We start from the raw sequence: 21,278 nt of genomic DNA, 5'->3' as shown, positions 1-21,278 counted from the left end.
ATCCACCCGGATCGCGCGACGCGGCGAAAATCGCATGCGCGATATCACGATGCCGTGATATCCACCCCATGGTTGATCGGCCCGGCCCCGTGCCCGTATCCGGGCGCCGCCGCAATGGCACGACGGAGATAATCGCGGGCCCGCACGATGGCCGCGTGCAGATCCATGCCCTGGCCCAGCCCCGTGGCGATCGCGCTGGCCAGGGTGCAGCCGGTGCCATGCGTATGCACCGTATGCAGCCGGGTGGAGGCAAAGGTTTCCACCCGCCCCTGCCGATCGACGAATACATCCACCAGTTCGTCGCCCGGCAGATGCCCCCCCTTCAGCAGCACGGCCCGCGCGCCCATGTCGCGCAGGTCCAGCGCGGCCTGACGCATATCGCCGGATTCGCGCACCGGACGGTCCAGCAGGACCTCCGCCTCCGGCAGGTTCGGGGTCAGCAGGTCCGCCAGCGGCAGCAGCCGCGCCTTCAGCGAGCGGACCGCCTCCTGCTGCAGAAGCGACGCCCCGCCCTTGGCCACCATGACCGGATCCAGGACATAGGGGACCCCGGGCCGCGTCGCGATCATGTCGGCCACCGCGTCGATGACCTCGCTCCGGTCCAGCATGCCGCTCTTGAAGGAATCGACGCCGATATCCTCCATCACGCAGCGCATCTGCGCCGTGACAAAGGCGGGGGGAACGGCAAGCACGTCATGCACGCCGCGCGTATCCTGCGCCGTCAGCGCCGTAATGGCGGTCATGGCGAAACCGCCCAGCGCGGTGATCGTCTTGATGTCCGCCTGTATGCCCGCGCCACCGCCGCTGTCGCTGCCCGCGATGACGAGAATGCGCCCCCGCACCGGATCAGGCCATCATCTGCACGGCGGTGATGGCATTGCACATGTCATCGACCACCTGACGGACAAGCTGTTCGTCCTCCGCCTCCACCATGACGCGGATCAGCGGCTCGGTCCCGCTTTCACGCAGGACAAGCCGCCCACGATCCCCCAGCAGTCCCTCCGCCGCGCGCCGCGCCTTGTCGATCGCGGGATCATGCAGCGGGCTGCGTCCGGCAAAGCGCACGTTGCGCAACAGCTGCGGATACGGGGTGAACATGCGGCAGACCTCGCTGGCGGGGCGTTTTTCCTCCACCAGCACGGCCAGGACCTGCAGCGCGGCGACAAGCCCGTCGCCCGTGGTGGCGAAATCGGACAGCAGCATGTGTCCCGACTGTTCCCCGCCAAGGTTCGCGCCAAGTTCGCGCATCTTCTCCACCACGTAACGGTCGCCCACGGCAGTGCGGATCAGTTCCAGCCCCTGTTTCGACAGGAACCGCTCCAGCCCCATGTTCGACATCACGGTCGCGACGATATGCCGTCCCGCCAGACGCCCCTGCTTCATCCATGACCGCGCGATCAGGGCCAGGATCTGGTCCCCGTCGATCAGGCGTCCCTTTTCATCGGAAATCAGCACGCGGTCCGCATCGCCATCCAGCGCGATGCCGATATCGGCGCGATGGCGCGTCACCGCGTTGCACAGGGCATCCGGCCGGGTGGAGCCACAGCCCTCGTTGATGTTGATGCCATCGGGATCACACCCGATGCGGATCACCTCCGCCCCCAGTTCCCACAATGCCGTCGGCGCGACACGATAGGCCGCGCCGTTCGCGCAGTCGATGACGATGCGCAGCCCGTCCAGCCGCAGCCCGCGCGGGAAGGAAGCCTTGGCGCTTTCGATATAGCGTCCCGCCGCGTCATTAAGGCGCGAGGCCCGCCCGATCTGGTCCGGCGCGGCCAGCCGCCCGCTGAGGTCGGAGCGCATCGTCTCCTCGATTTCCGCCTCGACCTCATCCGACAGCTTGAACCCGTCGGGGCCGAACAGCTTGATACCATTATCGCCATAGGGGTTGTGTGACGCCGAAATCATGACCCCGAGATCCGCGCGAAGGGAACGCGTCAGCATGGCGATCGCGGGCGTGGGCATCGGCCCGACCAGCGTGACATCCATGCCCGCCGACAGGAAGCCCGACACCAGCGCGCATTCGATCATGTAGCCCGACAGGCGCGTGTCCTTGCCCAGGAGGACGCTGTGGCGATGGGTGCCGTTAATGAAGCGCAGACCGGCAGCCTGACCCAGTTTCTGTGCGATTTCAACCGTCATGGGGTCCTGGTTGGCGGTGCCGCGTATCCCGTCGGTCCCGAACAGTCTTCTTGTCTTTGTCATGCCTGCGCCATCCCCGGCTGCTTGAACTGCGTGTGCATGGACCTACCTTACCTCGGTCGCATGATCCAGTCCCTGCCATATCTTCAGGCCCTGCATCATGACGCCGACATCGTGAACCCGCACGATCGTATTGGGAAATACCAATCCCGGCAGGCTGGCCGCCATGCTGGCCGGATCGCGCCCTGCCGCGTCCGCAACGCCACTCACCTGTCCCACGAACCGCTTGCGCGACACGCCCAGCACCACCCGGCATCCCAGATTGGCCAGCAGGGGCAGCCGCGCCAGAAGCTGCATGTTCTGTGACGCGGTCTTGGCGAACCCGATGCCCGGGTCGACCATGATGCGGTCACGTGCGATCCCGGCCGCCACGGCGCGTTCGACCCGCTGTCGCAGTTCACGCACGACGTCAAGCGCAACGTCCGTGTAAACCGCATGGTCGTTCATCGTTTCCGGCGTGCCGCGCATATGCATCAGCATGACCGGACACCCCGCCCGCGCCACGACCTCCGCCGCCGCCGCATCATGCATCAGCGCCGAGACGTCATTGATGACGTTCGCGCCCGCCGCCAGCGCGCGCTCCATCACCAGCGCGTGGCGGGTATCAACGGAAATGATGGTGTCACGGGTGCGCGCATCCCCCCGGATGGCCGCGATGACGGGGGCGATGCGGGCCCATTCCTCCTCCACGGTGACGCGGGCCGCGCCGGGACGGGTGCTTTCGCCGCCGACATCGATCACCGCCGCCCCCTGCGCGACCATCTGTGCCGCGGTAGCAAGGGCGCGATCGACGGCCATGTGCCGCCCGCCATCGCTGAAACTGTCGGGGGTGACATTGACGATGCCCATGACCAGCGCCCGATCCGGCAATCCTGCCGCCGGGCATGGCTGGCTTACGCGCGTTACCACGTCATCCCACGCCGCCGGGATGTCGGCCGCCCGCACCAGCCCCGCATCCCGATATCCCCGCCACAGCCGTGCGAGGGTAAATGCCGCCGGGCCGCCATACAGCCAGCGCGCCAGCCCCTGCCGCACGGCATCACGGGCCGCCTGCCCCCCCAGAAGGGCCAGGGGCTCCAGAAGCCTGTCGTCAGTCATATGCGCCGTACCATCGTCATCAATGAACATGCCTTAAAGACTGCTTTAAAAGATCGGGCCGATTAATACCCTGAAATCATAAAACTTTTGGGCGAAGCTTTTTTGAAAAAAGGCGACACCCAAAAACCTTTGTCGTTTTTTGTCCAAAAGGTTCTTTGCAGACAGTCCTTTACAGAACAATGGCGGAAGGACCCCGCGATCCTTCCGCCATCATGAAAACCCTCACTCCACTTCGCAGACCCGGCCCTAGCCCGGCTGCGGCGCGGGCCCGACATCCGGGCCGTTCGACGGCGCGGGAAGCGTGCCTGTCGGCGCGGAAGGCGGAACCGACGGGCGGCGGTTTTCCGGCATTGGATCGTCCACCACCACACGGGTGATCTTCTCGCCCCGCAGGACCTGACGGATTTCCTCGCCCGTCAGGGTCTCATATTCCAGCAGCGCCTCGCCCAGACGATGCAGCTGGTCGATATGTTCCAGCAGCAGCGTGCGCGCCCGCAGATACGCCGCGTCAATCAGCTTGCGCACCTCGTTGTCGATTTCACGCGCGGTTTCCTCGGACACGTTCTTGTTCTGCGTCACGCTGTGGCCAAGGAAAACTTCCTGCCCGTTGCCGCCATAGGCCACCATGCCAAGCTTGTCGCTCATGCCCCATTCGGTGACCATGCGCCGCGCCACGTCGGTCGCCATCTTGATATCGCCCGACGCCCCGGTGGAGACGTTGTCGGGGCCAAAGATGATTTCCTCCGCCGCGCGGCCACCCATCGCCAGCGTCAGCTTGCCGATGCACCATGAACGGCTTTCGGAATAACGGTCCTTTTCCGGCAGGCTCATGACCATGCCCAGCGCGCGGCCGCGCGGAATGATCGTCGCCTTGTGCACCGGGTCGGACCCCGGCGTCAGGATGCCCACCAGCGCATGACCGCCCTCGTGATAGGCCGTCATCTTCTTTTCGTCGTCGGTCATGACCAGCGAGCGGCGTTCCGCCCCCATCATGACCTTGTCCTTGGCGTTCTCGAACTCCAGCATCGCCACCGTGCGCTTACCCAGGCGCGCGGCCATCAGCGCGGCCTCGTTCACGAGGTTGGCCAGATCCGCGCCGGAAAAGCCCGGCGTGCCGCGCGCGATCACCTTGGGATCGACATCGGACGCCAGCGGAACCTTGCGCATATGCACACGCAGGATCTTCTCGCGCCCCGCGACATCGGGGTTCGGCACCACGACCTGCCGGTCGAAGCGGCCCGGACGCAGCAGCGCGGGGTCAAGGACGTCGGGACGGTTGGTCGCGGCAATCAGGATCACGCCCTCATTGCTGTCGAAGCCGTCCATTTCCACCAGCATCTGGTTCAGCGTCTGCTCGCGCTCGTCATTGCCGCCGCCGAGGCCCGCGCCACGATGGCGGCCCACGGCGTCGATTTCGTCGATGAAGATGATGCACGGCGCGGCCTTCTTGCCCTGTTCGAACATGTCACGGACACGCGACGCGCCCACGCCGACGAACATTTCGACAAAGTCGGAGCCGGAGATGGTGAAGAACGGGACGTTCGCCTCCCCCGCGATGGCGCGGGCAAGCAGCGTCTTGCCGGTGCCGGGCGGGCCGACCAGCAGCACGCCCTTGGGGATCTTGCCGCCCAGACGGGTGAACTTCTGCGGATCACGCAGGAAGTCCACGATTTCCTGCAGTTCGCCCTTGGCTTCATCAATGCCCGCGACGTCATCGAACGTCACGCGCCCCTGCTTTTCCGTCAGCATCCGCGCCCGCGACTTGCCAAAGCCCATCGCGCGCCCGCTGCCGGACTGCATCTGGCGCATGATGAAGATCCATGCCCCCACCATCAGCAGAAGCGGCGCGTAATTGATCAGATAGCGCAGGAAGGGATTGGTGTCGCTGTCGATCGGCTTTGCCACGACTTCGACGCCCTTTTCCGTCAGGCGCGGGATCAGGGTCGCGTCCTGTGGCGCATAGGTATCGAACGATGTCCCGTCCGTCAGGGTGCCGGTAATCGTATGATCCTGCACCACGACGGAGCGCACATGTCCGGAATTCACGTCACTGACGAAATCCGAATACGCCAGCTGCTGCGATGCGTGCTGCGCGCTTCCCGGCTGGAAAACGTTGAACAGCAGCAGCAGCAGCACGATGATGATTACCCACAGGGCCAGGTTCCGGCCGAAATTGTTCATCTTGCCCACTGTTCCATGTGCTGACGCCTTCGTGGACCCGCCAGGGCAGGTCGACTTACAGACACCAAGTTCCTCTTACGTCTTTCTTACATAGGACGATCGGGGCACATTCACACCCCCCATGACAGACCTTTCTGTCAAACGGGGCGAGGAATCTGTGCCGGGACGCCAAAACACCCGCCCGGGGTGACCGGAACCGGCGGCACGAAGGCGAAACGCCAGCCATGCGGCAGGCCGGGGGCGAACACCCCCATATGCGGCACGGCCACGACATGCCCGTCATGATGAAGCGCGGGCAGAGTGCGCAGCGCCCGCGCCGGCATCACGGGGCGGGCACGATCGCGCGGCCACCACGCGGCCACGGCACCCGCCGCCCCGACCCGCAGGGACGCCGGAAGCGGGCAGCCCCCATCGGACGGGCGCAGCACGAAACGGTTGTCCCACCGCACGCCGACATGGGCCGGAACCTGACCTTCCATCGCCGCCTCCTCACGCAGCAGCAGCCATCCCCCCTTATACGCCATCAGGCGCGTCCCTCCCAGCGTTGCCGCGCGGGGATGTTCACACAAGGCCGCGACGCCGGGACGCGACGGGACATATTCGCGCCCCCCCACCGTGCGTATCAGCGCGGACATAATATGCGCGCAGGGCAGCCGGGCCGGAAGCTCGACCCATCCCTCCGCATGGAAACGGGCGTGGCGCACCAGCCACAGCGCATCCTCCTCCTCATGGCGCATGCGCCGCCTTCCCGCCGCCCGCGCGACCCGCAGCATCCGGTCGCGCAATCCCACGTCCCGCGCCAGCGCCGCGCGGGCACGGGCGCGTTCAGTGCGCAGGTCGGCGTTGGAGGGGTCCTCCACCCAGTCCATGCCCGCATGGCGCAGTGTGGCGTAAAGGTCGGATTTTGCGATATCCAGCAGCGGCCGCACGAGGCGCACGTCATCGCCCGTGACAACCCGCGCCATGCCCGCCAGCCCGTCGGGACCGCTGGCGGCGCGACGGCGCATCATGACGGTTTCCGCCTGATCGCCCGCGTGATGTCCCACCAGCAGGTCGATCGCGCCCAGTTCCCGGCAGGCTGTCACCAGCGCCTGGTAGCGCATGTGGCGGGCGCGTTCGGCCATGCGGGAACCGCGCGACAGTCCCTCCAGCCGCAAAAGCCGGGCGGGAATGTCCATGCGGGCAAGGCGTCGCATCGTCTGCGCCGCCTCGGCCGCCGATTCCGCCCGCAATCCGTGATCGACAACCAGCCCGACCACCGCCTGACGCCACCGTCGGGCCAGCAGCGCCAGCGCAAGGCTGTCCGCGCCGCCCGACACGGCGATGGCGACGGGCACCGCATCCGGCCCATCAGGCAGCCACGGCCCCAGTCCGCGCATGATACGGGCGAACATGTCATCCCCCACCGCCCGCCCGGCGGCATCCCCGGTCATCCTGCCCGGACCGTCATGCGCGCGACGTCGGCCGTTCCGCACCCGTCATGGCTGTATCAGCCGCATTTCGCCTTCTTGCGATAGATGCCTTCCGCGCTGCGGATGCGGGCTTCGGGTTCGGGGAATTCGCTTGCCAGCTTGTCCAGCGCCTGACAGGCGGACGCCTTGTCCCCCAGCGCGACCAGCGTCGCGGCCACCCCCAGCAGGGCGCTGGGCGCGCGCGCGCCGTGGGGGGAGCGGTTATAGGTATCGTAATAGGCCAGCGCCGACTGGCGATACTGCTTCTGTCCCGCCAGCGACTGCGCCAGCAGGTACTGCGCGTCGATCTGGCGCGGGCTTTTGGGACCGGACAGGACCTGCTGCGCATCGGCCTGCGCCGTGGCGTAATCACGCTGCAGCAGCGCGGCATTGCCATCCTTGAGGATATCCGCCGCCGTGCGTTTCGCCGGCGCGTCATCCGCCGTGGCCAGCGGGGACGCCGCGGCAGGCGACGCGGCGCCCTTGGCCGCGGATGTCGCGCCATGCCCGTTCTGCATCGCGAAATTCATGTCCTCGATCTGCTTGCTCAGCGTCGCGTTCTGCTGCTGGACCTGATTGGTCAGCTGGTCAATCTGGCCACGCATGTCGCGCGTCTGTTCCTCAAGCGTGTTCACCCGGTCCAGGAGTTGCAGCACGAGGTTGCCGTTGTCATCGGCCGCCAGTGCCCCCGGCACCTGAAACGCGGCGACCCCGACCGCCATGCCCGCACCCAGCAGGCCCATTCGCAGCGACCGACGCCCCGCGCATACAAAGCTGGACACAACAGAGCGCATGGATGACATCCCCCTCGAAACTGTTCATGCCGGCGCGCCGGACGCGCCGCATGGAATCAGGCATATACCTAAAACAAAACCGGCCGGGTGTTAAACACCCGACCGGTTCCGTCAAAACCTCCATTCCCCATGACGGGAAAGGAAACCTTACTGCACCGCGGTAATCGCGTTGCGGTTCTGCGACCACGAAGCTTCATCATCGCCAGGCGCGGTCGGACGGTCCTTGCCATAGGAGATGGTCGTGATGCGCGACGCGGCGACACCCTTGGCCACCAGATAGTCATGCGCGGCGTTGGCGCGGCGCTGACCCAGGGCAAGGTTGTATTCCTCGGTCCCGCGGTCATCGCAGTTGCCGGCGATCTGGACGTTGACCTGCGGGTACTTCGCCAGCCATGCAGCCTGACGGTCCAGCGTTGCCTTCGCATCGGCGGACAGCGTGTTCTGGTTCAGTTCGAAGAACACGCGGTCACCAGCGTTGGCGACCAGGTCGGCTTCGCTGCCCGGCGCGGGACCGGTCTGCTGGGTAGCGGCACCGGTGTTGGCGGCCTTGTTCGTGTGGTCGGAGCAGGCGGCAAGGAAAAGGGCCATGCCCGCCGCGCCAAGAAGCTTCAGTCTCATTACGTTTGATCCTGGATTGGTTTCTTTGATATTGAAACCACTTGTTAAATTTCCGGGTGCAAATTGTGATGGTCCCGAGTCTCGTTTTGCTCTGCAAACAAACGCAAACAGAGACCCGCGAACGCTGGAGACCTGCGGTATAAATACTTCATTGACCCCGCGAACGTCAAGTTGAAGCGGACACATAGCGGACCTTCATCAAACGAGACGCTGCGCGGTATTACACCCTTTGGCTGTTGTAAAAATGTCTCCTTTTACTGGTTACTGGTTCAAAGGCGACCACGTGGGATCGGACGAGCTGCCGACCGGCAGGGCGCGTTCGTGAAAGCCGGTGATGTCGATGCTGCTGATGCCGGACGTGAAGCCCGCGCCACCCGCGTGCGCGGCACTCTGCCGGCAGAAGGCCAGGACGCGGCCATTCGGACAGAATGTGGGACTTTCCACTGTGAAACCTTCCGTCAGGATACGCTCCCCCGTGCCATCAGGCGCCATCACACCCAGCGAGAACGACCCGTTGGCAATGCGCGAAAACGCGATCAGGTCGCCACGCGGGGACCAGACGGGCGAACCGTAATGCCCGTGGCCATATGAAATACGTTTCGCATCGCCACCGGTTGCAGGCATCACGTAAAGCTGCGGGGAACCGCCACGGTCGGAATTGAAAACGATCTGCGACCCGTCGGGGCTGTAGCACGGGCTGGTGTCGATCGCGCCGGAGGACGTCAGCTGACGCCGCGACATGTTCGACAGTTCCACGGTGTACAGGTCCGACCCGCTGCCGCGCGTGACCGACAGCACCACCGCCGCGCCATTCGGGCTGAAGCGCGGCGCGAACGACATGCCCGAAAATTCGCCCAGGATCCGCTGCTGCCCCGTGTTCAGGTTGAACAGGTACACGCGCGGGCGGTTGTTGATGTAGGACATGAAGGCGAGTTCGCTGTTCGCCGGGTTGAAACGCGGGGTCAGGGTATCCCACTGCCCGCTGGTCAGGTAACGGCTGTCCGCGCCGTCCTGATCCATGATCGCCAGCCGCCGCGTCTGGTGCGAACGCGGTCCCGACAGGGCGATATAGGCGATGCGGGAATTGAAATATCCCTTTTCCCCCAGCAGGCGGGTATAGATCACGTCGGCGATCACATGCGCGATCCGCCGCCAGTCCTGGCTGGACGCCGTATAGGCTGTGCCCTGGATCTGGCTGCCGGTGGTCACGTCCCACAGGCGGAATTCCACGCGGATGGACGATCCCTGGTTTTCCGCCCGCCCCGACACCAGGGCGCGCGCGCCCATCGCCTTGTAGGTGGCAAAGTCGGGACGCCCCGCCGGCAGGCTGGCGGCGATGGGGCGGAACAGGCCGCAATTGCCCAGATCGGCGGAAATCACGTCGGTAATCTGCTGCCCGATCCCGTTGCCCAGCGACGGGATGACAATGGGAATCGGCGCGGTGCGGGCCTGATCCACGGTAATTTCCGCGTCGGGCGCCGCCGACTGCGCATGCGCCGTGCCGAAAGGCGCGAATAGCGGTGTCGCAAGCAGCCCCCCGGCAATCCCGGCCCCCATGACGCCGCGTCGCCCGAAGGCCGCGGCCATGCGATCGGCATCCGCATCGGGAATAAGTGGCTTTACACTTGGACTCATCTCAATCGTCTCCTCGGTCTCGTCCTGTTTCATGGACGAAATACGAATTTCAGCTGTCGGGTCTGTCCCAGCAGGTTCTTGGGAATCGGCAGCTTGGCGCAGGTCGGGCTCAGCACCGCGTCGCGCGCGCGTTCCGCCAGGGCGCGATAGGACGGATCACTGTCCATGCGGGCCTGCGTCTGCGGCGCGAAGTCCACCAGTCGCGCGGTGCCCGTGGCGTCGACCGTCACCACAAGATGGGCGACAAACTGCGCATAGTTGCGGGCGGCCGTATCCTCGGAATAACAGCGACGCACGGCGTTGCCGATGCCCTTCTGCTCGGCAGCGCTCATCGACTGGGTAATATCTCCGTCAGGCGACCCGCCGCCGTCAGGCGCGCCACCCTGCGCCGGGTTGGCGCGTGCCTTGGGCGGGTGGGTCTGTTTCTGGTCCGCGCGGAAGGAATCCAGCGTCGCCAGCAGCGAATGCGTGTCGGGCACCGGCTTCTTGACCGGGTTGGGCTGCGTGATGTGCGAGAACTCCTGCACCTTCGGCGGCGCGTTCTCCTCCGGCTGTGGCGAAGGGGGCACCGGCGCGCTTGCGGGGCTGGGCACGGACTGCGGCTGCGGCGGGGTCTTCAGCGCATCGGGCGACGGCTCCTCCGCCTTGGGCGGCGTGGGCGTGTCGGGGGTGGGCGCGGGACTTTCCTGTGGCGGCGGCATCGGCGGCGGGGGTGGCGGCGGGGGGGCCGCCTCCTCATTCGGGGCCTTTTCCGGCGGCGTCGGGGCGGGCGGGGCCGGGTTCGGCACCGGCGCGGGCGCGGGTGCCGGCTTCGGCGCGGGCTTGTCGCCCTTGTGCGGGGTGCCTTCGCCCGCATCGGAGGTGAATTCCATCTCCACCGTGGGCGGCGGGGGCGGTTCGGGCGGGACGGGCACCGGCAGCCGCAGCACGACCGCCAGCAGCAGCGCGACATGCAGGCCGCCCGATATCAGTATCGAACGACGCAGCAGAACACGTTCGGAACGACGCGGACGCGGCACGATCAGGGGACTCCCGAAATTGTCCAGTGTATTGCCCAAGTCCGTTCAGTGTCCGCCACCTGGCGGCTGTTGCGCCAGCAGCGCGACATGCGTGAAGCCGCCCGCCGTGATCTGTCCCATCACCTGCATGACGCGGCCATAATCGATATGGGAATCGCCACGCACGAAAATCCTGTGTTCACGGTCATTCTGGGCCGCCGCGCGCAGCTGGTCCACCAGCGCGTCCTGCGATACGGGATTGTCCCCCAGATACAGCGTCCCGTCGGAACGGATGGACACGGTGATGGGTTTCGTGTCCGTGTTGACGGGCGCGGCATCGGTTTTCGGCAGGTCGACGTTCACGCCGCTGGTCATCATCGGGGCCGTGACCATGAAGATGATCAGAAGCACCAGCATGACGTCCACCAGTGGCGTGACGTTGATGTCGGACATGGGGCGACGGCGACGACGCCGGCGCAGGTCACGCAGGCCACCGGCCATGATCAGCCCCTTTCTTCGGACTGGCGTGACAGGATGGCCGCGAATTCGGTCCCGAACGCATCCAGCCGGTCCTCGAACACGCCAAGGCTGTTGCCGATGACGTTATAGGCGATCACGGCGGGGATGGCGGTCACAAGGCCGATGGCCGTCGCGAACAGGGCTTCGGAAATGCCCGGCGCCACGACGCTGAGGTTGGTGTTGTGCATCGCCGCGATCGACCCGAACGCGTGCATGATGCCCCACACCGTGCCGAACAGGCCGATGAACGGCGCGACCGGCCCGATGGTCGCGACAAAGATCAGCCAGCGGTTCAGCCGGTCCATTTCACGCGTGATGGTGATGGACATGGCGCGGTTGACGCGGTCCTGCACCCCGCCATGGACCAGATCGATCCCGGCAATGCGCGACGAACGCCGCCATTCGCCCATCGCCGCGCCAAATACGGCGGCCATCGGGTGAATCGGCTTTGCCCCGTCGGATTCATACAGGTCCTCCAGGCTGCCGCCGGCCCAGAACCTTTCCTCGAAATCGGATGCCTGCCGGTTGACCCGGCGGATGGTCACGATCTTGTCGAAAATGATCGCCCATACGATGACGCTGCTGACAACCAGCCCGATCATCACCAGCTTGACGACGATCGCCGCCTGAAGAAACAGACTCCACAGCGACAATCCGCCGGCCGCAGCCGCTCCCAGATTCGCCGCGTTAACCGCTTGGTCCAAAAACGCCTCCTGCACACCTTCTTAGCATCCGCTCAAACACGAACATTGCCTGTTTGACAAGCCAGCGCCAAGCCGCTTTCCACGCAGCAATGCGCTCTACGCAACCCCAGACGCGAAAAGATCGCCATCTGCGCGTTTCCGGGCTGGAAAAACGCGCACGGCGATACCCCTTCAGGGCAGCAGAGTGGTCAGCAAATCACGCCATCGCGGCGGAAATCGGGCAGGACGCCCGTCCTGGACGCGAATGCACGCCAGCCGCACGTCCAGCGACGCGTGCACGCCATCCGCGGACTCCACGCCCGCCCCGTCCACGCGGGTGAATGTCTGGAGCAGGCGGCAGCTTGCCGGTCCCAGTTCCGTCAGCCGAGTCGTGATGCGCGCGATATCGTCAAGGCGGAACGGGCGCCGGTAATCGAGGGACGCGGTCCGCACGACGAACACCAGGCCGTATTCTTCCAGCAGTTCGGACACCGCGCTGCCCTGCGCGCGGATCGCCTCGGTCCGGGCACGTTCGGCAAAGGCGAGGTAGCGGGCGTGATAGACCACGCCGCCGGCATCCGTATCCTCGTAATAGACGCGAAAGTCTATCTGATGCTGCGTCAAGGTGCCGTCCCCTCGCCCAGTTCCCCCAGAAGGTCGCCCTGCCCCGCCGTGCGCGCCGGGGGCTGCAGCCCCAGATGCCGCCAGCCACGTTCGCCCAGCATGCGCCCGCGACTGGTGCGCAGGACCAGCCCCTCCTGGATCAGGTAGGGTTCGATCACGTCCTCGATCGTGTCGCGCGCCTCGGCCAGCGCCGCGGCCAGCGTCTCCACCCCCACCGGGCCGCCATGGTGGTATTCCGCGATCCGGCGCAGGTAACGGCGGTCCATGCCGTCAAGGCCCATCGAATCCACCTCCAGCCGCGCCAGCGCCGCATCGGCCAGCGCCCGGTCCACCGGCCCGTGTCCCGACCGCGCCACGGCGGCGAAATCGCGCACCCGCCGCAAAAGCCGCCCGGCGATGCGCGGCGTGCCGCGTGAACGGCGGGCGATTTCTTCCGCCCCGTCATGGGTCAGTTCGAAATTGAGCTTCTGCGCCCCGCGTGAGACGATCTGGCGCAGTTCCTCGGGCGTGTAGAACACCAGCCGCAGCGGGATCCCGAACCGGTCGCGCAGCGGCGTCGCCAGCAGGCCCGCACGCGTCGTGGCCGCCACCAGCGTAAAGGGCGAAAGGTCGATGCGCACCGATCGCGCCGCCGGTCCCTCGCCGATGATCAGGTCGAGCTGGAAATCCTCCATCGCCGGATACAGCACCTCCTCGATGGAGGGCTGGAGGCGGTGGATCTCGTCAATGAACAGCACGTCGCGCGGCTGCAGGTTGGTCAGGATCGCGGCAAGGTCGCCGGCGCGCTGTATGACCGGCCCGGACGTGGCGCGGAAGCCGACGCCAAGCTCACGCGCCACGATCTGCGCCAGCGTCGTCTTGCCCAGCCCCGGCGGCCCGTGCAGCAGGACGTGGTCCATCGCCTCCCCCCGCTGCCGGGCGGCGGCGATGAAGACGGCAAGGTTTTCGCGGCTGGCCTTCTGCCCGGTGAAATCATCCAGCGTCTGGGGCCGCAGGCTGGCCTCGGCCGCATCGTCCTCCCCCCGGGTGGCATCGATCTCGCGTTCGGGATGTTCGCTCATCGGGCCAGTTCCTTCAGGCTTTCGCGGATGATGACGTCAAGGTCGCCTCCGCCCTCCAGCCGTTCCATCACGCGCGCGACCACCGGCTGCGCCTCCGCCCGGCGGAAGCCCAGGCCCGACAGCGCCAGCAGCGCGTCCGACAGGACCCCGCCGCCCGCGCCGGCCGCCGCCGCGACCGTAACGCCCGCGACGCCACCCGTGGGCATGCCATCGCACTTGTCACGCAGTTCGGTGACGATCCGTTGCGCCAGACGCGCGCCCACGCCCGCCGCGCGCGTCAGCCCCGCCTTGTCCCCCGCCGCGATGGCCGCGATCAGGTCGGTGGCGGACAGCGTGGACAGGATCGCCAGCGCGACCTTCGCGCCCACGCCCTGCACCGTCGTCAGCAGGCGGAACCACGACCGTTCGGCCGCGTCGATGAAACCGTACAGCAGGATCGCGTCCTCCCGCACCACGGTTTCCACCAGCACGCGCGCCACTTCGGGTGGCTGCGGCAGGGCCGAAAGCGTGCGGGTGGAGGCATGGACCAGATAGCCGACGCCGCCGACATCGATGACACAGCGGTCGGCCTCCACCTGTCCCGCCAGCCCTGTCAACTGCGCGATCATGCCATCCTCGTGGCGCGGGCGACATGCGCGGCGCTGGCCCGGTGGTGGGCGTGGCAGATGGCGACCGCCAGCGCGTCCGCCGCGTCGGCACGCCTGGCAATCGCGGTGGGCAGCAGGCGTCGCACCATCATTTCCACCTGTTCCTTCGTCGCGGCCCCGGTGCCCACCACCGCGCGCTTGACCGCCTTCGCGCCGTATTCGGCCACCGCGATATCCAGCAGCACCGGCACCAGCAGCCCCACGCCACGGGCGTATCCCAGCTTCAGCGTCGCGGCCCCGTTGCGGTTGACATAGGTTTCCTCGATCGCGGCCTCGTCCGGGGCAAAGCCACGGCCAAGCTCCAGCAGCGCATCATGCAGGTGCCGCAGGCGCAGGGGAACCGACATCGCGGAGTCGGTGGCAATGACGCCATCGGCGATATGGGACAGGCGGTTGCCCCGTGCCTCGATCACGCCCCAGCCGGTAAACCGCAGGCCGGGATCGATTCCCAGTATCCGGACCACGGCGGGCGCGATCAGGCCGACAGCTTTTCAGCCACGTCGTCGGGAAGGTCGAAATTGGCGTACACCGACTGCACGTCGTCATTCTCCTCCAGCACGTCGATCAGCTTGAGCACGCTGCTCGCCTTTTCCTCGTCCAGGGTCACGACCGTATCGGGACGCCAGTCGAGCCGGGCCGACGCGGGTTCGCCGAAACGGGTTTCAAGCGCGTCGCGCACGGCGAAAAAGGATTCCACCGCGCAGGTGATTTCATGCCCGTCCGCCGTGGTTTCGACGTTGTCGGCCCCGGCCTCGATCCCGGCCTCGAGCATTTCATCCTCGGTCGCGACATCCAGCGGATAGGTAATGACGCCAAGGCGCTGGAACATGAAGGAGACGGAGTTCGTCTCCCCCAGCGAACCGCCATGCTTGGAAAAGGCCGCGCGCACGTCGGACGCCGTGCGGTTGCGGTTGTCGGTCAGGCCCTCCACGATCACGGCAACGCCCGCCGGGCCGTAACCTTCGTACCGGACCTCCACGTAATCGTCGCCGCCCCCCGCGCCGGAGGCCTTCTTGATCGCGCGTTCGACCGTGTCCTTGGGCATGTTTACTTCGCGCGCGGCGGAAATGGCCGCCCGCAGGCGCGGGTTCATCGCCGGGTCGGGCATGCCTTCGCGCGTGGCGACGGTGATTTCGCGGATGACCTTTGCAAACTGCTTCGCGCGCTTGGCGTCCTGCGCGCCCTTGCGATGCATGATGTTCTTGAATTGGGAATGACCCGCCATCGTTCGTCCCTGATCCTGTAAGTCTCTTGTTTATTATCCAGCCGCCCGCGATGTGCCCCGCGCGGGGCGCCATCCCTTCCTAGCCGAGGCGCCCGTGGCAGTGCTTGTACTTCTTGCCAGACCCGCACGGGCACGATGCGTTGCGCGGGACCTCGCCCCAGCTTGACGGATCGTCCGGCATGACCGCGGCCCCGCCGATGGGCTCGGCCATCGCAAGGTCCGGCAGCTTACCGTCCGTGCGCGGCAGCAGCCCGGGGCCGGGCTCGTTTTCCAGACCCGGCACGCGCGGGTCGGAATGGACCTCCGCCATGCCGCCGGGGAACGGGTCGTCGATGGGCGGGGGCGCGACCTCGACCCGCGCCATGGTCGATGTCACGCGCAGCCGCAGGTGGTCGAGCATCGCGTTGAACAGTTCGAACGCCTCGTGCTTGAACTCGTTGAGGGGATCTTTCTGCCCGTAGGCACGCAGGCCGATGCCCTGGCGCAGCTGGTCCAGCGCCAGCAGGTGTTCCTTCCACACCGCGTCGAACGTGGTCAGCAGCACCTGCTTTTCGACATACCGCATGATGGACGGGCCGAAATTGGCCGCCTTGGTCGCCTGCGCCTGGTTCGCGGCCTGCTCGATCCGTTCGGCCACGGCCGCGCCATCCATGCCGTCCTCGGCCGCCCATTCATCGATCGGCAGGCTCAGCCCCAGCACGCTGGTGATCTCGGCCGCCAGTTCCTCCTTCTGCCACTGCTCGGCAAAGGAACGTTCGGGGATGTGGCGTTCCACCATGTCGTGAATGACGTCGGCGCGCATGTCCGCGATGATGGGGGAGACATCCTCCATCGCCATGTATTCCCGGCGCTGGGCATAGACCTCCTTGCGCTGGTCATTCATGACGTCGTCATATTTCAGCGTGTTCTTGCGCATGTCGAAGTTGCGGGCCTCGACCTTTTTCTGCGCGCGCTCCAGCGCCTTGTTGATCCAGGGATGGACGATGGCCTCCCCTTCCTTCAGGCCCAGTTTCTGGAGCATCCCGCCCATGCGGTCGGTGCCGAAGATGCGCATCAGGTCATCTTCGAGCGAGATGAAGAAGCGCGAATTGCCCGGATCGCCCTGACGCCCCGCGCGGCCGCGCAGCTGGTTGTCGATGCGGCGGCTTTCATGGCGTTCGGTGCCGATCACGTACAGGCCGCCCGCCTTCTGGACGATGTCGTGGTATTCCGCCACCTGCGCGCGCAGTTCCGCCTCGCGCCGGGCGCGTTCCTCCGGATCCTTGATGTCGCCAAGTTCCTGGGCGATGCGCATTTCCACATTGCCGCCCAGCTTGATGTCGGTGCCGCGCCCGGCCATGTTGGTCGCGATCGTGATCGCCCCCGGCGCGCCAGCCTGCGCCACGATGGTCGCCTCCATTTCATGGAAGCGGGCATTGAGCACGTTGTGGCGCACCCCGCGCTTGCGCAGCAGGGAGGAAAGCAGCTCGCTCTTCTCGATGGAGGTGGTGCCGACCAGAACGGGCTGCCCGCCCTTGGACACTTCCTCCACCAGCGCGCTGACGGCCTCGTATTTCTCGCGCGCGGTCAGGTACACCTCGTCATCGTCGTCCTTGCGGGCGATGGGGCGATTGGTCGGGATCTCGATGACGTCGAGCTTGTAGATGTCCGCGAATTCGTCCGCCTCGGTCATCGCGGTGCCGGTCATGCCCGACAGGCGCGGATACAGCCGGAAATAGTTCTGGAACGTGATGGAGGCCAGCGTCTGGTTTTCCTGCTGGATCTCCACATGCTCCTTCGCCTCCAGCGCCTGATGCAGGCCGTCGGAATAACGACGGCCATCCATCATGCGGCCGGTGAACTCGTCAATGATGATCACCTTGTCGTCGCGCACGATGTAATCGACATCGCGCGTGAACAGCGTATGCGCGCGCAGCGACTGCTGCACATGGTGGATGACGGCGACGTTCTGGATGTCGTACAGGCCGCCTTCCTTCAGGACGCCCGCGTCGCGCAGCATCTGCTCGACCTCTTCCGCGCCCTTGTCGGTCAGGATGACGGAGCGGTATTTCTCATCCTTTTCAAAGGCGTCGGGATCCTTGACCAGGACCGCCATCACCTCGTCCACCGAGCGGTAGAGGTCGGAACTGTCGTCGGCGGGGCCGGAAATGATCAGCGGGGTGCGCGCCTCGTCGATCAGGATCGAATCGACCTCGTCAACGATGGCATGGTGGAAGGGGCGCTGGACCATGTCCTCGGCGCGGTATTTCATGTTGTCGCGCAGGTAGTCGAAGCCGAATTCGTTGTTCGTGCCATAGGTGATGTCAGCGGCATAGGCGGCGCGGCGTTCATGTTCGGGGATGTTGGGCACGACCACCCCGGTCGTCAGGCCAAGGAAGGAATAGAGCCTGCCCATCTCCTCCGCGTCGCGGCTGGCGAGGTAGTCGTTGACGGTCACGACATGCACGCCCTTGCCCGACAGCGCGCTGAGATAGACGGCAAGCGTCGCGACAAGGGTCTTGCCCTCGCCCGTGCGCATTTCCGCGATCTTGCCATCCTGAAGCACCATGCCACCGATCAGCTGCACATCGAAATGGCGCATGCCCAGCACGCGCCGCGAGGCCTCGCGGCACACGGCGAAGGCTTCGGGCAGAAGCGCGTCGAGGGTTTCGCCCTTTGCGATGCGTTCACGGAATTCCTGCGTCTTGGCCGCGAGTGCCTGGTCGTCAAGCGCCTGCATCTGGGGTTCAAGCGCGTTGATGGCGGGGATGCGCCGCTGGTACGCTTTCAACGCCCGGTCATTGGCGGTTCCGAACAGGGCACGGGCAATACTGGCGAACATATGGACCTTCCCGAGATGGCGATTCCCGCGCCGGAGGGGGCGATGACGCGGGGGGGGGCATGCACACGGATAACATTCTTGCGCGGAACCATCAGATAGGACCCACGTCGCCATGGGTCAACAGATGCCGCCCCACCGCGTCGCGAAAGATCCCCGCGAAGGTTCCCGCGCCCCCGCCCCTTGCGGGAGCGGACAGCCTTCGCCATGATGCCCGGCCAACGCGTCCATAAATTAGGGTTATTCGCACATGCGGACTTTCGGTCCGGCAAAGGCCATCGCAACGATGGCCCTGCTTGCTTCCACAATCCTCGTCCCTCCAGCCCTCGCAGCGGGCACCGCGCCCGCTGCCGCCACCCCGGCGGCAGCCGCCCCGGCCGACGCGAACCCGCGTCTTGCGTCGGTCAACGGGCAGGATATCCGCCTCAACGATATCCGCCAGGCCATCGCCACGATGCCCGACCAGCTGCGCAAGCTGCCGGAAAACGTCATCCTGCCGATTCTCCTCAACCAGCTGGTTGACCAGAAGGCGATCCAGATCGTCGCGGAAAAGAGCGGCCTGTCCAAGCAGCCGGACGTGCAGCACCAGATGGAGGTCGCGGCGCAGAACGCGTTGCAGAACGCCTATCTGTCCGCGCAGGTCATGCCGGGCCTGACCGATGACGCGATCAAGTCGTATTACGACAAGAATTACGCCAACAAGCCGGGGGCGGAGGAAATCCACGCCCGCCACATCCTTGTCCCGACCGAGGCACAGGCCAACGACATCATCAAGCAGCTGAAGGCCGGCGGCAACTTCGCCGACCTCGCGACGAAGCTGTCCAAGGATCCCGGCTCGGCCAAGCAGAATGGCGGCGACCTCGGCTGGTTCAAGAAGGGCGACATGCTGCCGAGCTTCTGGGACGCGGCATCCGCCCTGCAGCCCAACAGCTTCAGCCAGACCCCGGTGCACACCCAGTACGGCTGGCATGTGATCCAGGTCCTGGGCAAGCGCACGGCCGCGACGCCGACGCTTGATTCCGTGCGCGACCAGATCCGCCAGAAGCTGATCCAGGAAGGCGTGCAGAAAGCCGTCAGCTCCGCCGTGGCGCAGGTCAAGATCGTCCGTTACGGACCCGACGGCAAGCCGCTGCCGGAAAACGCGCCCAACACGCCGCCCGCCGCGCACTGACGCGACGCAAGGCAAGGCCCGGCGCGACCGCCATATGACGGGCGCGCCGGCCGGTGCCCCTCCCCCGGCCGCCATGCGCGTCATGGCGGCCGGGGCGGGCACCCATCAACCATAAGAGATATCCCCGCGTGGCATCGCACCCACGCCAGGCCAAAGGACCCGATGCGCCATGGCTGACGCCCTTCCCACTTCCCCGCTCGCACGGCCGTTTCCCGATCTGACGCCGCTGGCTGGCGTGCGATTTGGCGCGACGGCTGCCGGCATCCGCTATGCCGGGCGCACGGACCTCGTCATGGCGGAATTCGCGCCAGGCACGCGGGTCGCGGGCGTCTTTACCCGCAGCCGGTGCCCCGGCGCGCCGGTGGACTGGTGCCGCGCGGCGCTGGCCGGCGGGGTGGCGCGCGCGCTGGTGGTGAACGCGGGCAACGCCAACGTCTTTACCGGCCGCGCGGGATATGAGGCGACGCAGGCCAACGCCGCCGATGCCGCGCGCCTTGTGGAATGCGCGGCAAGCGAGGTCTTCCTCGCCTCGACCGGGGTGATTGGCGAGGTCCTTCCCTATCGCAAGATCAGCGACGCGCTGCCGGGGCTGTATGGCCGTCTGTCGGAAAATGGCTGGGCCGACGCGGCGCGCGGCATCATGACCACCGATACCTTCCCCAAGGGGGCGGTGCGCGAGGCCACGATCGGCGACGCGAAGGTGCGCATCCAGGGCATCGCCAAGGGCAGCGGCATGATCGCGCCCGACATGGCGACCATGCTGGCCTTTGTCGTAACCGACGCCACCCTGCCCGCGCCGGTGCTGCAGGCGCTGCTGTCGCGCGGGACGGAAAAAAGCTTCAACTGCACCACCGTTGATTCCGATACCTCGACCTCGGACATGGCGCTGCTGTTCGCGACGGGGCAGGTCGCCTGTCCCGCCATCACGTCGGCGGACGACCCGGCGCTGGCGGATTTCGCGGCGGCGCTGGATGCCGTGCTGCTGGAACTCGCGCTGCTGGTGGTGCGCGACGGCGAAGGCGCGACCAAGATGATGCATATCCGCGTCACGGGCGCCACATCCGACGAATCGGCAAAGCGCGTGGCGATGGCCATCGCCAATTCCCCGCTGGTCAAGACCGCGATCGCGGGCGAGGACGCGAACTGGGGCCGCGTGGTCATGGCCGTGGGCAAAAGCGGCGAACCCGCCAACCGCGACACCCTGTCGGTCGGGATCGGCGGGACATGGATCGCGCGCAACGGCACGGTCATCCCCGATTACGACGAAGCGCCGGTCGTCGCGCACATGAAGGGGCAGGAAATCGAAATCGAGGTCGATCTCGGCCTGGCCAACGGCATCGGGCAGGCGTGGACGTGCGACCTGACGCACGGCTATATCGACATCAACGGCTCCTACCGCAGCTAGCCCCCCTTTTCGCGCGACCATGGCGGGGACGGCCTGACGCCCGTGCGGGGGCCGCGCACGGGCGAAAGACATGACCGGTCGGACATGGTCCGTTTTTTCCGTTTCCGTTCCACCCGCCTTGGTGGCATGCCTGTTACAGCCGCCTTTG

The 21,278-nt window shown here is 66.3% G+C and carries 19 protein-coding genes; 2 read left to right on the top strand and 17 right to left on the bottom strand.

Annotated features, from left to right (window positions below):
* Nucleotides 1-44 precede the first annotated feature (44 nt).
* From thiD to secA, 17 genes are all read right to left on the bottom strand, one after another.
* Nucleotides 45-842 (bottom strand): bifunctional hydroxymethylpyrimidine kinase/phosphomethylpyrimidine kinase, encoded by a 798-nt coding sequence (thiD, locus tag CFR71_RS06350; protein WP_110528788.1) that lies wholly within the window; start codon nt 840-842, stop codon nt 45-47.
* Nucleotides 843-846: 4 nt separating this feature from the next.
* Nucleotides 847-2,205 (bottom strand): phosphoglucosamine mutase, encoded by a 1,359-nt coding sequence (gene glmM, locus CFR71_RS06345; RefSeq protein WP_110528785.1) that lies wholly within the window; start codon nt 2,203-2,205, stop codon nt 847-849.
* A 42-nt stretch (nt 2,206-2,247) separates the two neighbouring features.
* Nucleotides 2,248-3,300, bottom strand: a complete 1,053-nt coding sequence (folP, locus tag CFR71_RS06340; protein WP_110529080.1) for a dihydropteroate synthase — start codon at nt 3,298-3,300, stop codon at nt 2,248-2,250.
* Between the two features lie 246 nt (nt 3,301-3,546).
* On the bottom strand, nt 3,547-5,481 hold the full coding sequence (gene ftsH, locus CFR71_RS06335) for an ATP-dependent zinc metalloprotease FtsH (protein ID WP_110528782.1): 1,935 nt from the start codon (nt 5,479-5,481) through the stop codon (nt 3,547-3,549).
* Between the two features lie 137 nt (nt 5,482-5,618).
* Complete coding sequence (gene tilS / locus CFR71_RS06330; RefSeq protein ID WP_207781333.1) at nt 5,619-6,914, bottom strand: tRNA lysidine(34) synthetase TilS; 1,296 nt, start codon at nt 6,912-6,914, stop codon at nt 5,619-5,621.
* A gap of 56 nt (nt 6,915-6,970) precedes the next feature.
* Complete coding sequence (locus CFR71_RS06325) at nt 6,971-7,675, bottom strand: tol-pal system YbgF family protein (protein ID WP_408889635.1); 705 nt, start codon at nt 7,673-7,675, stop codon at nt 6,971-6,973.
* Nucleotides 7,676-7,873: 198 nt separating this feature from the next.
* Nucleotides 7,874-8,344, bottom strand: coding sequence for a peptidoglycan-associated lipoprotein Pal (gene pal / locus CFR71_RS06320; protein WP_110528779.1), 471 nt, complete (start codon nt 8,342-8,344; stop codon nt 7,874-7,876).
* A gap of 261 nt (nt 8,345-8,605) precedes the next feature.
* Nucleotides 8,606-9,979 carry a Tol-Pal system beta propeller repeat protein TolB gene (tolB, locus tag CFR71_RS06315; RefSeq protein WP_110529071.1) on the bottom strand — a complete coding sequence of 458 codons (1,374 nt, stop codon included), beginning with the start codon at nt 9,977-9,979 and terminating at the stop codon, nt 8,606-8,608.
* Between the two features lie 29 nt (nt 9,980-10,008).
* The gene (locus tag CFR71_RS06310; RefSeq protein ID WP_110529068.1) at nt 10,009-11,001 is read right to left on the bottom strand and encodes an energy transducer TonB; all 993 of its coding nucleotides are present in this window, start codon (nt 10,999-11,001) and stop codon (nt 10,009-10,011) included.
* 42 nt (nt 11,002-11,043) lie between these two features.
* On the bottom strand, nt 11,044-11,478 hold the full coding sequence (tolR, locus tag CFR71_RS06305; RefSeq protein WP_110528776.1) for a protein TolR: 435 nt from the start codon (nt 11,476-11,478) through the stop codon (nt 11,044-11,046).
* Between the two features lie 2 nt (nt 11,479-11,480).
* Entirely contained in the window at nt 11,481-12,143 is a 663-nt protein-coding gene (tolQ, locus tag CFR71_RS06300; protein ID WP_408889640.1) for a protein TolQ, read from the bottom strand.
* A 228-nt stretch (nt 12,144-12,371) separates the two neighbouring features.
* A complete protein-coding gene (locus CFR71_RS06295; RefSeq protein WP_110528773.1) occupies nt 12,372-12,803 on the bottom strand; it encodes a YbgC/FadM family acyl-CoA thioesterase in 432 nt (143 codons plus the stop codon).
* Complete coding sequence (gene ruvB / locus CFR71_RS06290; protein WP_110528770.1) at nt 12,800-13,864, bottom strand: Holliday junction branch migration DNA helicase RuvB; 1,065 nt, start codon at nt 13,862-13,864, stop codon at nt 12,800-12,802. The genes CFR71_RS06295 and ruvB overlap by 4 nt, the downstream gene beginning before the upstream one ends.
* Nucleotides 13,861-14,472 (bottom strand): Holliday junction branch migration protein RuvA, encoded by a 612-nt coding sequence (ruvA, locus tag CFR71_RS06285; protein ID WP_110528767.1) that lies wholly within the window; start codon nt 14,470-14,472, stop codon nt 13,861-13,863. Before ruvA ends, ruvB begins: the two co-directional genes overlap by 4 nt.
* The gene (gene ruvC / locus CFR71_RS06280) at nt 14,469-14,975 is read right to left on the bottom strand and encodes a crossover junction endodeoxyribonuclease RuvC (RefSeq protein ID WP_110528764.1); all 507 of its coding nucleotides are present in this window, start codon (nt 14,973-14,975) and stop codon (nt 14,469-14,471) included. The genes ruvA and ruvC overlap by 4 nt, the downstream gene beginning before the upstream one ends.
* Before the next feature lie 11 nt (nt 14,976-14,986).
* Nucleotides 14,987-15,736, bottom strand: coding sequence for a YebC/PmpR family DNA-binding transcriptional regulator (locus tag CFR71_RS06275; RefSeq protein ID WP_110528761.1), 750 nt, complete (start codon nt 15,734-15,736; stop codon nt 14,987-14,989).
* A 79-nt stretch (nt 15,737-15,815) separates the two neighbouring features.
* Nucleotides 15,816-18,557 (bottom strand): preprotein translocase subunit SecA, encoded by a 2,742-nt coding sequence (secA, locus tag CFR71_RS06270; RefSeq protein WP_110528758.1) that lies wholly within the window; start codon nt 18,555-18,557, stop codon nt 15,816-15,818.
* A gap of 247 nt (nt 18,558-18,804) precedes the next feature.
* Between secA and CFR71_RS06265 the strand changes: the two genes are divergently transcribed.
* Both CFR71_RS06265 and argJ read left to right on the top strand, forming a co-directional pair.
* Nucleotides 18,805-19,725, top strand: a complete 921-nt coding sequence (locus CFR71_RS06265; RefSeq protein WP_408889638.1) for a peptidylprolyl isomerase — start codon at nt 18,805-18,807, stop codon at nt 19,723-19,725.
* Between the two features lie 169 nt (nt 19,726-19,894).
* Nucleotides 19,895-21,130: a bifunctional glutamate N-acetyltransferase/amino-acid acetyltransferase ArgJ gene (argJ, locus tag CFR71_RS06260; RefSeq protein WP_110528752.1), complete on the top strand. Its 1,236-nt coding sequence runs from the start codon at nt 19,895-19,897 to the stop codon at nt 21,128-21,130.
* The last annotated feature ends 148 nt before the right edge of the window (nt 21,131-21,278 follow it).

Source organism: Novacetimonas pomaceti, from assembly GCF_003207955.1.
In the GTDB taxonomy this organism is placed as follows: Bacteria; Pseudomonadota; Alphaproteobacteria; order Acetobacterales; family Acetobacteraceae; genus Novacetimonas; species Novacetimonas pomaceti.
This window is presented reverse-complemented; position numbering and strand designations above follow the sequence as displayed.

Bases quoted from the DNA above. Each gene is read 5' to 3' on its own strand.
- glmM (WP_110528785.1), bottom strand. From the start codon at position 2,205: ATGACAAAGACAAGAAGACTGTTCGGGACCGACGGGATACGCGGCACC.
- folP (WP_110529080.1), bottom strand. From the start codon at position 3,300: ATGACTGACGACAGGCTTCTGGAGCCCCTGGCCCTTCTGGGGGGGCAG.
- ftsH (WP_110528782.1), bottom strand. From the start codon at position 5,481: ATGAACAATTTCGGCCGGAACCTGGCCCTGTGGGTAATCATCATCGTG.
- tilS (WP_207781333.1), bottom strand. From the start codon at position 6,914: ATGACCGGGGATGCCGCCGGGCGGGCGGTGGGGGATGACATGTTCGCC.
- CFR71_RS06325 (WP_408889635.1), bottom strand. From the start codon at position 7,675: ATGGGCCTGCTGGGTGCGGGCATGGCGGTCGGGGTCGCCGCGTTTCAG.
- pal (WP_110528779.1), bottom strand. From the start codon at position 8,344: ATGAGACTGAAGCTTCTTGGCGCGGCGGGCATGGCCCTTTTCCTTGCC.
- tolB (WP_110529071.1), bottom strand. From the start codon at position 9,979: ATGAGTCCAAGTGTAAAGCCACTTATTCCCGATGCGGATGCCGATCGC.
- tolR (WP_110528776.1), bottom strand. From the start codon at position 11,478: ATGGCCGGTGGCCTGCGTGACCTGCGCCGGCGTCGTCGCCGTCGCCCC.
- ruvB (WP_110528770.1), bottom strand. From the start codon at position 13,864: ATGAGCGAACATCCCGAACGCGAGATCGATGCCACCCGGGGGGAGGAC.
- ruvA (WP_110528767.1), bottom strand. From the start codon at position 14,472: ATGATCGCGCAGTTGACAGGGCTGGCGGGACAGGTGGAGGCCGACCGC.
- CFR71_RS06275 (WP_110528761.1), bottom strand. From the start codon at position 15,736: ATGGCGGGTCATTCCCAATTCAAGAACATCATGCATCGCAAGGGCGCG.
- secA (WP_110528758.1), bottom strand. From the start codon at position 18,557: ATGTTCGCCAGTATTGCCCGTGCCCTGTTCGGAACCGCCAATGACCGG.
- CFR71_RS06265 (WP_408889638.1), top strand. From the start codon at position 18,805: ATGCGGACTTTCGGTCCGGCAAAGGCCATCGCAACGATGGCCCTGCTT.
- argJ (WP_110528752.1), top strand. From the start codon at position 19,895: ATGGCTGACGCCCTTCCCACTTCCCCGCTCGCACGGCCGTTTCCCGAT.